Source organism: Serratia proteamaculans (genome assembly GCF_946227095.1).
Taxonomy (GTDB): Bacteria; Pseudomonadota; Gammaproteobacteria; order Enterobacterales; family Enterobacteriaceae; genus Serratia; species Serratia proteamaculans_E.
This window is the reverse complement of the sequence record NZ_CAMISV010000002.1, coordinates 192,106-204,508: the sequence shown is the minus strand read 5'-3', so window position 1 is coordinate 204,508 and position 12,403 is coordinate 192,106. Positions and strand designations below refer to the sequence as shown.

Genomic DNA, 12,403 nt, shown 5'->3' with positions numbered 1-12,403 from the left:
GCCTGGCCCCGCATGGGCTTATCTGGTGGAATTCCCCGTCACTCAGCGGGGAGTTCTGATTTTAGCGCTGCAAGGTATAACAACCCGCCTGATAGATAACCTCTTGCTCTTCATCTGCCGCTATCCTTGTTTCTCTGGGGAGGCTTTTGCCGCTTAATATAGATTGTGACCCATTAATATATTGGTCACTCATTGTGAATCAAAACTCACAGAGATAAGCTATACCGATGAATAAAAAAACGAAGACACCCCAAACACGCGGCCCCTCGGATCACAGCGTTCGCGATCAGGTCGTAGAGGCGGCTACAGAATATTTTGGACATTATGGGTTTGAAAAAACCACGGTGTCCGATCTGGCCAAGGCCATCGGTTTTTCCAAGGCTTATATCTACAAATTCTTTGAGTCCAAGCAGGCGATTGGCGAGGTGATCTGCGCCAATCGACTGGCCATGATTATGGTGCTGGTGGACTCGGCGATCGCGGAGGCACCCACCGCCTCAGAGAAGCTGAGATGTCTGTTCAAGGCGCTATCGGAAACCGGCAGCGACTTATTCTTCCATGACCGCAAGCTGTATGACATCGCCGCTGTTGCCGCACGCGATCGGTGGCCTTCAGTGAAGGCGCATGAAGCGCATTTGCTGCAGGTCATTCAGCAAATCCTCCGAGAGGGCCGCGAGTCCGGGGAATTTGAGCGCAAGACCCCGCTGGACGAAGCCGCCAGTGCGATTTATCTGGTGATGCGACCCTATATCAACCCGGTACAACTGCAATACAACCTGGAAACGGCCGGTGAGGCTGCGGTGCTTTTATCAGCATTGATATTGCGCAGTCTGTCGCCTTAACGTCACTAGTGACCATTGACATAATTGGTCACTAGTTAGAGAATGCGGTTCTTGTCCTGTTAATGACGTAAGGGAACCCATGCCTCGGCTTAAACCTGCCACCATTGCCGTTTGTCTGTTGCCTCTCGCCTTGGTGGCTTGTGGTGATCCATCGACCGCCGACGACCCACGAATTAAGGCGCCTTTAGTGCGGGCGGTAGCGGTTGAAGATTCAATCGACACTTCTCGTGCTTTCACCGGTGTTGTGGTCGCGCGCATTCAGAGTGACCTCGGTTTCCGGGTCTCCGGTAAAATACTTGAGCGCCTGGTCGATACCGGTCAGACCGTCAAGCGTGGTCAGCCACTGATGCGTCTTGATCCGGTCGATTTGGCTCTGCAGTCACGAGCCCAGCAACAGGCCGTGACGGCAGCTCGCGCGCAGGCCCGGCAGGCAACTGCCGACGAAGCGCGTTACCGTGGACTGGTCACCAGCGGTGCTGTTTCAGCCTCGGCTTACGATCAGATCAAGGCGGCAGCGGATACCGCCAAGGCACAGCTCAGCGCCGCAGAGGCTCAGGCTGATGTGGCCCGTAATGCTTTCGGGTATGCCGTTCTACCCGCCGACGCCGATGGCGTGGTGATGGCGACCCTGGCTGAACCCGGACAGGTTGTCAGTGCAGGTCAGCCGATAGTTCGGCTGGCGCGGGCAGGGCAAAGAGAGGCCATAGTGCATCTGCCGGAAACATTGCGTCCGGCCATTGGCAGTGTGGCGATGGCCAGTCTGTATGGCCGCAGTAGTGACGCAATGCCTTCCACATTGCGACTGCTTTCCGATGCGGCCGATCCTGCAACGCGAACATTCGAGGCCAGATATGTGCTTGAAGGCTCGCTGGCTGGAGCCCCTTTAGGATCCACCGTCACCCTCGATATCGCTAACAGCAATCGATCGGCGTCAAGGCTACAGGTACCGGTTGCGGCACTGTATGACCCCGGCAAGGGGGCTGGCGTATGGATTATCGCCGGTAAGCCGGCGAAAGTGTCCTGGCGTGCCGTGCAGGTCCTGGGCATCAGTGACGATATGGCACAAGTTGCGGGCAATCTCAGGGTCGGCGAACAGGTCGTGGCTTTGGGGGCGCACTTGCTGCGCGACGGCGAGCAGGTCAGGTCGGCTCAGCAGGCTGAAGACGGCGTTACCGGGAGCCAGCCATGAGCACGGGGCGTTTTAACCTCTCGGCACTCGCGGTTCGCGAACGTTCCATCACGCTTTTCTTGATCTTTCTTATCACGGTAGCCGGTATTCTTTCGTTTTTCGAATTGGGACGTGCTGAAGATCCCCCCTTTACGGTTAAACAGATGACGGTCATCACCGCCTGGCCGGGAGCTACAGCGCAGGAAATGCAGGATCAGGTCGCCGAGCCGCTTGAAAAACGGATGCAGGAACTGAAATGGTATGACCGCAGCGAAACCTACACGCGCCCAGGGTTGGCCTTCACCATGCTGTCACTGGCAGATAAAACACCGCCATCCGAGGTGCAGGAAGCTTTCTATCAGGCCCGCAAGAAGCTGGGTGACGAGGCCAGGAACTTGCCTGCGGGCGTCATCGGGCCGATGGTCAATGATGAGTTCTCAGACGTCACCTTTGCGCTGTTTGCGCTGAAGGCCAGAGGAGAACCGCAACGTCTGTTAGTGCGAGATGCCGAGTCCCTTCGCCAGCGCCTGTTGCATGTGCCGGGCGTGAAAAAGGTCAATATCATTGGCGAGCAGGCGGAACGTATCTTTGTCTCCTTCTCTCACGATCGACTGGCCACCCTTGGTGTGACCCCCCAACAGATTTTTGCCGCACTGAATAATCAGAACGTGCTGACGCCCGCCGGTTCTATCGACACCCAGGGACCGCAGGTCTTTCTCCGCCTGGACGGTGCCCTCGATACCTTGACGAAGATTCGTGACACACCGGTTGTGGCACAGGGGCGGACCCTGAAGTTTTCGGACGTCGCGACGGTGGAACGCGGTTATGAAGATCCTGCCACCTTTATTATTCGTAACAACGGCGAGCAGGTTCTGCTGTTGGGCATTGTGATGCGGGAGGGATGGAACGGACTGGACCTGGGCAAAGCGCTTAATGCAGAAACGGCCAGTATCAATCAGGACATGCCACTGGGGATGACGCTCACCAAGATCACTGACCAGTCTGTCAACATCCGGTCCGCGGTTGACGAGTTTATGGTGAAGTTCTTCGTTGCGCTACTGGTGGTGATGGTGGTTTGCTTTGTTAGCATGGGCTGGCGCGTAGGGGTGGTAGTTGCCGCGGCGGTGCCTTTGACGCTGGCAGTGGTGTTTATGGTGATGGAAGCCTCTGGCAAGAACTTTGACCGCATCACTCTGGGCTCACTGATACTGGCGCTGGGACTACTGGTTGATGACGCCATTATCGCCATCGAAATGATGGTGGTAAAGATGGAGGAAGGGTACGACCGGATCAAAGCCTCCGCCTACGCCTGGAGCCATACGGCCGCACCAATGCTGGCGGGGACGCTGGTGACGGCCATTGGCTTTATGCCGAATGGTTTCGCACAGTCTACCGCAGGCGAGTACACCAGCAACATGTTCTGGATTGTCGGTATCGCCCTGATCGCATCCTGGGTGGTTGCGGTGATCTTTACGCCTTATCTGGGGGTGAAGATGTTGCCGAACATCAAACAGGTCAAGGGGGGACACGCGGCTATCTATAACACCCGCCACTATAATCGCTTTCGCCGGTTGTTGACCCGAGTCATCACCCGCAAGTGGGCAGTGGCCGCTACGGTGATTGCCGCCTTTATCCTGGCGGTTGTCGGCATGGGACTGGTCAAGAAGCAGTTTTTCCCTACTTCCGATCGGCCTGAGGTCCTAGTCGAGGTACAGATGCCCTATGGAACCGCCATTGAGCAAACCAGCGCCGCCACCGCCAAGATTGAAGCCTGGCTGAAGAAACAGCCTGAGGCCAGGATCGTCACATCTTATATTGGCCAAGGTTCGCCGCGTTTTTTTCTGGCCATGGCGCCAGAGCTACCCGATCCTTCGTTCGCCAAGATAGTGATACACACGGACAGCCAGCAAGCCCGTGAAGCCCTTAAGTTCCGTCTTCGCGAAGCCGCAGCTGAAGGGCTGGCCCCAGAGGCTCGTATCCGGGTCACTCAACTGGTATTTGGTCCGTACTCGCCATTCCCTGTGGCTTATCGGGTCATGGGACCGGCCCCGGATAAACTGCGTGACATTGCCGGTCAGGTCGAGGCAGTGATGCAAACCAGCCCGATGATGCGGACCGTTAACACCGACTGGGGACAACGGGTACCCACACTGCATTTCTCTTTGGATCCAAACCGTTTACAAGCGGTGGGGTTAACGTCCAACAGCGTAGCGCAGCAACTGCAATTCCTGATTTCTGGCATACCTATCACGTCGGTGCGCGAGGATATTCGTGCTGTGCAGGTTGTCGGTCGAGCGGCGGGTAATATTCGACTCGATCCGGCCAAAATAGCCGGTTTTACCCTTGTGGGTTCTGCCGGACAACGCATTCCGCTATCGCAAGTGGGCGAAGTGGACGTGCAAATGGAAGATCCTATCCTGCGACGCCGCGACCGAATTCCGACGATGACGGTGCGGGGCGACGTAGCCGAAGGGCTGCAACCCCCGGACGTTTCCGCCGTGATACTGAAAGCGTTACAGCCGGTCATCGACCAACTGCCTGCCGGTTACCGCATAGAACAAGCCGGTTCGGTTGAAGAGTCAGCCAAGGCGACCAAGGCGATGTTGCCGTTATTCCCAATCATGATCGCATTGACGCTGTTGATCATCATTTTGCAGGTCCGCTCGATGTCCGCGATGGTCATGGTGTTCCTCACGGCCCCATTGGGACTGATCGGTGTAGTGCCCACTTTGCTGCTGTTCCAACAGCCGTTTGGCATCAACGCTCTGGTCGGGCTGATCGCGCTATCGGGTATTTTAATGCGGAATACCCTGATCCTGATCGGGCAAATTGATCACAATCAGCAGGCGGGAATGGATCCGTTCCATGCGGTAGTCGAAGCCACGGTGCAACGTGCCCGTCCGGTGTTGCTTACCGCTTTGGCGGCTATTTTGGCCTTTATCCCGCTGACCCATTCGGTATTCTGGGGCACCCTGGCCTACACCTTGATTGGCGGCACCTTCGGAGGAACCCTGATGACATTGGTGTTCCTGCCGGCGATGTATGCCATCTGGTTTAAAATCCGTCCTGACAAAGGGTAATTAATCTGACTGCGCAGGTTGGAAGCCCAAAAGGCGGCATCCGACCTGTCAGTTTGCCTGGAGGACGCCAGAGACAAAATAGTGCTAACAAAATAAATGACGATTGACATCTATTATACATGACGCGCATCATTCAATGAGTGAAGTATGAGTCATTTCCCATCACAGAGAGGCAAGTATGACAGACATCAGTTCGGTATTGATCACCGGTGCCTCCACCGGTATTGGAGCGGTTTATGCTGACCGTTTTGCCCGCCGCGGGCATAACCTTATCCTGGTTGCGCGGGATGTTTCCCGTATGGAAGCGCTGGCCGGTCGCCTGCGCGCAGAGTATGGCGTAGCCGTGGATATCCTGCCGGCAGACCTCACGCAGCGAGCAGATATACAAACTGTGGCACAGCGACTTCGGGACGATGAGAACATAACGGTGCTGGTGAATAACGCCGGTATGAGCCTGTCCGGTTCGTTTGCGTCTCAGGAGGCGGTGGATATTGACCGACTGATAGCCCTGAATCTGTCAGCGGTTGCCAGTCTGGCCCACGCGGTGGCTCCACGTCTGGCCGCGGCCGGGGAGGGTGCCATTATCAACATCAGTTCAGTGGTCGGGTTGGCGCCGGAATTCGGCCTGACCGTTTACGGTGCCACCAAGGCGTTTGTGCTTTATCTGTCTCAGGGGATGAGTCTCGAACTCGCGGCGCAGGGCGTGTATGTACAAGCCGTATTGCCTGCCGCAACGCGTACCGAAATCTGGCAGCGTTCGGGGACGGACATCAATACTGTGAGCGGCGTGATGGAAGTCGATGAACTGGTGGATGCAGCGCTTGTCGGCTTTGACCGCCGCGAGGTGGTGACCATTCCGCCTCTGCATAACGAACAGCAGTGGCTAAACTATGATCAAGCTCGCCAAGCGATGCTGCCGGAGTTTCGGCAGGAACATCCAGCAGCGCGCTACATTAGTGAGTAATTTGATCCTCCCGTCCCACCTGCGGACGGGATCTTATCGGTGTCGGGCTATCTTTTCCTCGTCGCACCATCACGGAACATTTTAGTTGCCCTGAGGGGCATTAAATTTGTCACTACCTTTAGCTGATTTATCAATCTATTGATAACTAAGTTAAATTAATTTGGCATGGTTGTTGCTCTAACCCTTTTTCTTGCTGGCGATACTGATTTTTTCTCCGCTGGCGTTTACAGATAACAAGGGAGAGTGCGAATGACCATATTGAATATGCCAATAACCGCTGCGGCCGGCACCCGGTGGCGTCAGTTAATCTTGGGTCTGATTTGTATGGCGGCAATTTCCAGCCCGCAATATATCTGGACGTTACTGACCAAGCCGCTAGCACTCAAACTTGGTGTGCCGCTGGCTGAATTACAGGTGACTTTCTCGCTGTTAATCATCCTGCAAACCTTCTTTTCTCCTTTTCAGGGCAGCCTGATTGAGCGCTTCGGCCCGCGTAAACTGATTTCAATTGGCGCGCTGTTATCAGGATTTAGCTGGGTGTTGGCGTCGCAAGTCAGCAGCATCACCGGCCTCTATCTGGTTTACGGTTGTATCGGCGGGCTGGGCACCGGTATTGTTTATGTGGGCGTTGTAGGCCTGATGGTTCGTTGGTTCCCACATAAACGCGGCTTTGCAGCGGGAATGGTGGCGGCGGGATATGGAATGGGCGCGGTGCTGACAACGTTTCCCGTTTCGACATCACTGGCCACGCGCGGTTTAGAAAGTACGTTGATGCTGTTTGGCGCGATTTTCGCTGTGATCGGCTTTCTGGCCAGTCAGGGGCTACGGATGCCACCTTCAGCGAATGAACGCCAAGATGTGCCAGTTTTGCTCACAGAGGGTAAACAGTATCGCCCGAAGCAAATGCTCAGGCAGCCTCTGTTCTGGTTGATGTTTGTAATGATGGCGATGATGTCGACATCCGGTTTGATGGTGACGTCGCAAATGGCAATATTTGCGCATGATTTTGGCATCACCGAAGCCGTGGTATTCGGCATGGCTGCATTGCCATTAGCGCTGACGATTGACCGTTTCACTAACGGACTGACGCGCCCATTTTTCGGGTTCATTTCTGATAAATTTGGCAGGGAGCAGACCATGTTCATCGCGTTTGCATTGGAAGGATGCGCGATGATTTTGTGGCTTCTGTGTCGTGATAACGCAATGTTGTTCGTCTTGTTATCGGGTGTGGTTTTCTTTGGCTGGGGCGAGATTTTTTCTCTGTTCCCGGCAACGCTGACAGATACATTTGGCAGCCAGAATGCAACGGCAAACTACGGCTGGCTGTATATGTCACAGGGCATTGGTTCTATTTTTGGAGGGCCAATGGCGGCATTGATTTATCAACATACCGGTGGGTGGAACATTGTATTCACCTGCGCGATCACATTGGATTTCGCTACTGCTATTCTTGCGCTCTGGGTTCTTAAACCCTGGCGTGCACGCTTTATGCAAGCAGCCGGACAGTAAGTCACTGAAAACCAAAAGGTGCCACAGGGCGCCTTTTGGTTGCCTATAATCAAGGCAGAAATGTTGCATTTGGTCGCTTCGGCCAAGAAGAGACTGCTAGCTTCCCCAGCGACTCCTGATATAACTGACGGCTTGCTGAGTTTGCGGCTGGTTGACGTAGTTTTCACGAAACAAAATCGTACCGTTGATTTGTGGCAATGACTCATTTAAATCGAGCTGTTTTTTCAGCTCCGGCACGCCACCATTGATCATCCAGTCCGGTTCATTTTTTGAAGGTTCACCCACTTTATACAACGCAATACCAATGTAGAGACGCGTCTGGGTAGGTTTCACCACATCCGCCCACCATTTTGCCAGCACATCATAACGGGCCGCCTGACGGGCGAAAGGCCAGTACAATTGAGGCGCAATATAATCCAGCAGTCCCTGCTGCACCCAGCTGCGGGTATCGGCATAGGCCTCATCATAAGCCGCTGCTCCCTGCGTTTGGGAACCGGCCGGATCATGGGAAAGATTACGCCATACGCCTGCCGGACTGACGCCGAATTCAACATTCGGTTTTATCTGCTTAATGGTGCGCGAGACCTGCTCAATCAACTGCTGAGTATTGTGGCGTCGCCAATCTGCTTTTGATACAAATCCTTGCCCATATTTCTGGAATGTCGCGCTGTCGTTGAGGCTGGAGCCCGGGGACTCTGCATAGAAGTAATCATCAAACTGCACCCCATCTACAGGGTAATGCGCTACGACCTCCGCCACGATACTGGTGATCCAGTCCCGCGCTTGCGGGATGCCCGGATCAAGTACAAAGCGGTCGCCCGCCGTACGGATCCAGTCGCGATGCAGCACAAAAACGCTGGCCGGTTGCAGAGACAGCGTGGCGTTCAGTTCCGCCACGGTTGACGGTTTGGTATTAACAGAGACGCGATAGGGATTAAACCAGGCGTGGACTTTCATGCCTCGCCGGTGCGCTTCACTTAGCATAAACTGTAACGGATCGTAGCCCGGATCTTGCCCAATTTTCCCGGTCATCATATCTGACCATGGTAATATCTTTGAAACCCACAGAGCAGTGCCATCAGGTTTGACCTGAAAAAACACGGTATTAATTCCGAGGCTTTTAAGCTTATCCAGTTTGTCTGTCAGTGTTTTTTGCTGTTGGTTGATACGAACGGCAGCACTGCCTGCATTGATGGATGAAACGGGTGGCCAATCGAGCCGTGAAATGGTCGCCAGCCAGACTCCGCGTACCGGCTCCTTACCCTGAGCCGATGGGGGCTGAAGGGGGTGTAAACTCACAGGATGAAGCGGGGTAACCAGCGATTTCGGCGGCGCGGATGAGCAACTGACAAGTAAAACAACGGCAGCAGCCAGTCCCGCTAATTTTTTGACCAACGTTGCGCTAGAAAAATGACGAAGAGAGACGATGGTAAACTCCATTTCTATTAGGTAGTCGCTCGAAAGAATCATTCTCTTATCTTTCTCATTAAAGTCAATTTCTTAGAAGCTAGAGTTGAATAGTTCGATCTCAACGGGCCACTGTGTGGCTGGCGGTTCATTACGGGTGTATTTAACGGTGCGTTTTGACGAAATCTGCAGGGTGATTACTGCCAATTGTTTTCAGATTTCACGTAGCGCGATCAAAAAAGGAGGGCGTTTTGACCCATTCGACAGAGCTGTTGGCCGTGATCCAATCGCTGGAGGCTAAACTGCATCAGCCGGCAACGCGCAGTGACTTAGCTGCAGTCAGTGAATTGCTGCATGAAGACTTTGAAGAAATTGGACGTTCTGGCCAACGCTATGACAAACCGCAAACTCTGGCTGCATTGCAGATGGAAAGTGACCCGGCAGAAATTTTTGCTGACGGGTTTAAGTTAGCCGCAATTGCCGAAGGCTCAGTGCTGCTGACATACCGAAGTTATCAGCGTAGTGCCGATGGCGGTGTTGCTCGTTGTACATGGCGATCGTCGATCTGGTTGCTAACCTCAGAAGACAATGGCAGTCGATGGCAGATGCGTTTTCATCAGGGAACGCCGACGGATGATTGAGGCTGGTGATGTTGAGCCACATGCATAGATATTGGTGAAAAGACCGGTAAGGATTGGAGGTGAGGTGAGTTATAGCCAGGAAAGCCAGCCCGGTGCGTAACTCCATATTCAATTTAACATAATATACATTATGCGCACCAAGGTGGATTTACGTAGAATCTGAGGTTCTGGCCTTTGTCATGGCCTTATCAGGATATCCTAAGTTCGTTGGCAACCAACCGACTTGATGATGCTATCCAGCCTGTCAGATATCTTCCTATCTTCAAGTCCAAATACCTCTGCATGATTTGGCTATTCTATGGGATAGTCAGGCCGGTTTTTACACAAGGAACTCAGTATGTGTACCACAGAGAAACATATGATTGTTATCGGTGCAGGAATTATGGGCGCGTCAATAGCCTATCATTTGGCAAGTCGCGGGATAAAAGTGACGGTCATCGATAAAAGCCAACCTGCTTCTGGTGCTACCGGCAGCTCTTTTGGCTGGATCCACACGACAGTAAGTGATGATGCACCTGATGCATTTCTTCGCCGCGCATCGGTGGCAGATTGGCAGCGACTGGAAAAAGAAATTCCGGAGCTTTGGGTGAACTGGACTGGCGCACTAAGTTATGACGATGAAACGCTGGAAAGTCAGTCCAATGAAAACTGTCTTCGGCAACCCGAGATATCCCAGCTTGAACCCGCGTTGAACCACCCACCGCAGCATGCATATTTTGCGGTTGACGATGGTGCTGTCGATCCCATAGATGCCACACGCGCCTTGCTGGAAAAGGCCTGTAGCTTGGGTGCTACGCTGAAAAGTCAAACGTCAGTCATCGGTTTTCTCCGAAATGGAAACCATGTTACAGGCATCCAAACCCCGGAAGGCGTATTAAATGCGGATGCTGTCATCCTGGCCTGCGGAACGGGTATAACTCCCCTACTTAATACCATTGGGATCCCGTTGTCGATCCTGGCCTCTCCGGCAATTCTGTTACGGTACAGCACTGCACATCATTTAATTAACACCCTGATTTCTGGTCCTGATGTAGAAGTCCGTCATGCCCGTAACGGTGATATCTTAGCTGCGGAAGACTATCCGCTATCGGGCAATACCGAAAATGTCACCGCTGAAACACTGGCTGCGATAAAGATCGGATTGAACGGCGCGGATTCTGTGAGTTTACTGAGTCAATCTGTGGGACAGCGTCCCGTGCCGAAATATGGATGTCCGATCATCGGATATATTGACGATATACCTGGAGTTTATGTTGCCGTCATGCATCCGGCGGTTACCTGCGCGGCCACTGTGGGCAGAATGGTCAGTGAAGAGCTGATCAGCGGTTATAACCCGGAAATACCTGCAATTTATCGTCCTGCCCGTTTCATTTCCCTCCAAAAACAACCTTAATAACGGCAATCGTCTCAGGGCTATGCCTAGACGATTGCCAGGCATACTCAAATCACATATAATCGATCATTCCGGTCTGTAGTCCGGAATACGCCAGGCAATTTGAGCTGGTCAACTTTCCCGGCAACCTCTCCCACTGCACCCTGCTCCACGATCGACAAGCCTGGAGTTATGACTCAGGAACAGACGAATGGCACAGTTGGGCACAGCATTTCGGCGTGAATCTGGATACCTCGCCTGGAATTGGCTTTGATCGTTCCGATCTGGCCGTGACGGCAGCCATCAATCATGTCGGCGTGGCCATGGGCCGTAAACGGCTGATCCGCAAGCAGCTTGATTCCGGTGAACTGGTAGCTCCCTTCCCGAAGATGGAGCTGAAATGCGACCAGCACTATTATGTATCGACGCTTTCCGATCGCCAGTGGCCGAAGATTGACGCCTTCATCCTTTGGTTAAAAGCCCTGGGGGAACAACCGGCGTAAGTCACGTTTATTTACGCTGGAATACTCAGCCGTTAGGATATAACACTATCTTTACTGCCAGTATTATTTCACGGCGAGGCCAAGATATATCCTAAAGGTTAAATGGGTTGAGAATGTGAGACAAACGGCAATTCACTTTAGCAATGGGCTAACTATGAATAAAATGTTTTAACATTTGCCGTATAAAACAGTACAATTCCGTCCGTTAATTTCGCACTATTTTAGGATATATGTGTCGTTAATTCGGACTGCTACATCGCGAAGCCGTCTCCCTGCCTGTCTGGGGATTTTTGCGATCCTGATGTTGTTCATTGCCCCGGTGATCTCACGGTCGCTGGAGCATGCACGCATCGGGCAGTCTGAACCTGCCAGCATGGCAGACTGCGGTATGGATATGTCGACGCATAGCCATCACCAGCCGCCGCCAGAGCCAACCGGCAAGGCCAGCATGCCGGGCATGTCAATGGCCATGCAGACCGGCAGCCACAATATGGCGATGATGATGGATGACAGCGCCTGCGGGTACTGCGTCTTGCTGATCCATGTCCCGCTGCTGGATCTGGCCTACTCGCCATTATTCTGGTCAGGATCGTTGCTGTCCCGCGCCCCACCAGCACATTATATCTTCCCGTTATTCGCCCATGTGATCTACTCCGAGTCACAGCCCCGCGCTCCACCAGCATCACTTCCTCTGATTTAAAAATTAATAGACTGCAGCCAAATTATTCCTGTTGAGATGATTCAATCAGGAGGTTGACTCACGCCTGTCAGATTTATGGCTGCAGAACATTATTCATCGCAACCCGATTGGCGTTATTGATTCGTCATGACGGAACCCAACCCCTATTTACGGCGGCATGATGCTCCGGGCGTTGTTACGTCCAAATAATAGTCGGTTGCGATGTGAAAATATTTTT

9 protein-coding genes and 1 pseudogene are annotated in these 12,403 nt (G+C 53.2%); 9 read left to right on the top strand and 1 reads right to left on the bottom strand.

Going from position 1 to position 12,403, the window contains the following annotated elements; translation table 11 throughout:
• Positions 1-227 precede the first annotated feature (227 nt).
• The 5 genes from OC597_RS04615 to oxlT all read left to right on the top strand — a co-directional run bounded on the left by OC597_RS04615 (position 228) and on the right by oxlT (position 7,563).
• Complete coding sequence (locus OC597_RS04615) at positions 228-842, top strand: TetR/AcrR family transcriptional regulator (protein ID WP_262207734.1); 615 nt, start codon at positions 228-230, stop codon at positions 840-842.
• 79 nt (positions 843-921) lie between these two features.
• Positions 922-2,031, top strand: a complete 1,110-nt coding sequence (locus OC597_RS04610) for an efflux RND transporter periplasmic adaptor subunit (RefSeq protein WP_262207733.1) — start codon at positions 922-924, stop codon at positions 2,029-2,031.
• Positions 2,028-5,090: an efflux RND transporter permease subunit gene (locus OC597_RS04605; protein WP_262207731.1), complete on the top strand. Its 3,063-nt coding sequence runs from the start codon at positions 2,028-2,030 to the stop codon at positions 5,088-5,090. Before OC597_RS04610 ends, OC597_RS04605 begins: the two co-directional genes overlap by 4 nt.
• Before the next feature lie 178 nt (positions 5,091-5,268).
• Complete coding sequence (locus OC597_RS04600) at positions 5,269-6,054, top strand: SDR family NAD(P)-dependent oxidoreductase (protein ID WP_262207729.1); 786 nt, start codon at positions 5,269-5,271, stop codon at positions 6,052-6,054.
• Between the two features lie 249 nt (positions 6,055-6,303).
• Entirely contained in the window at positions 6,304-7,563 is a 1,260-nt protein-coding gene (gene oxlT, locus OC597_RS04595; RefSeq protein ID WP_262207727.1) for an oxalate/formate MFS antiporter, read from the top strand.
• Between the two features lie 96 nt (positions 7,564-7,659).
• Here the strand turns inward: oxlT and OC597_RS04590 are convergent, their stop codons facing one another.
• Positions 7,660-9,003, bottom strand: coding sequence for a glycoside hydrolase family 10-like protein (locus OC597_RS04590; protein WP_262208079.1), 1,344 nt, complete (start codon positions 9,001-9,003; stop codon positions 7,660-7,662).
• Positions 9,004-9,221: 218 nt separating this feature from the next.
• On the opposite strand from OC597_RS04590, the gene OC597_RS04585 reads away from it, so the two are divergent.
• From OC597_RS04585 to OC597_RS04570, 4 genes and pseudogenes are all read left to right on the top strand, one after another.
• Positions 9,222-9,611 (top strand): nuclear transport factor 2 family protein, encoded by a 390-nt coding sequence (locus tag OC597_RS04585; protein WP_261254317.1) that lies wholly within the window; start codon positions 9,222-9,224, stop codon positions 9,609-9,611.
• Between the two features lie 337 nt (positions 9,612-9,948).
• Positions 9,949-11,004, top strand: coding sequence for an NAD(P)/FAD-dependent oxidoreductase (locus OC597_RS04580; protein ID WP_261284622.1), 1,056 nt, complete (start codon positions 9,949-9,951; stop codon positions 11,002-11,004).
• A gap of 62 nt (positions 11,005-11,066) precedes the next feature.
• Positions 11,067-11,486: pseudogene (locus tag OC597_RS04575) on the top strand (LysR substrate-binding domain-containing protein); the annotation flags it as partial.
• A 301-nt stretch (positions 11,487-11,787) separates the two neighbouring features.
• On the top strand, positions 11,788-12,186 hold the full coding sequence (locus tag OC597_RS04570) for a DUF2946 domain-containing protein (protein ID WP_410001323.1): 399 nt from the start codon (positions 11,788-11,790) through the stop codon (positions 12,184-12,186).
• The last annotated feature ends 217 nt before the right edge of the window (positions 12,187-12,403 follow it).

Coding starts and splice junctions, on each gene's coding strand:
- OC597_RS04615 (WP_262207734.1), top strand. CDS start 228: ATGAATAAAAAAACGAAGACACCCCAAACACGCGGCCCCTCGGATCAC.
- OC597_RS04610 (WP_262207733.1), top strand. CDS start 922: ATGCCTCGGCTTAAACCTGCCACCATTGCCGTTTGTCTGTTGCCTCTC.
- OC597_RS04605 (WP_262207731.1), top strand. CDS start 2,028: ATGAGCACGGGGCGTTTTAACCTCTCGGCACTCGCGGTTCGCGAACGT.
- OC597_RS04600 (WP_262207729.1), top strand. CDS start 5,269: ATGACAGACATCAGTTCGGTATTGATCACCGGTGCCTCCACCGGTATT.
- oxlT (WP_262207727.1), top strand. CDS start 6,304: ATGACCATATTGAATATGCCAATAACCGCTGCGGCCGGCACCCGGTGG.
- OC597_RS04590 (WP_262208079.1), bottom strand. CDS start 9,003: ATGGAGTTTACCATCGTCTCTCTTCGTCATTTTTCTAGCGCAACGTTG.
- OC597_RS04580 (WP_261284622.1), top strand. CDS start 9,949: ATGTGTACCACAGAGAAACATATGATTGTTATCGGTGCAGGAATTATG.
- OC597_RS04570 (WP_410001323.1), top strand. CDS start 11,788: ATGTTGTTCATTGCCCCGGTGATCTCACGGTCGCTGGAGCATGCACGC.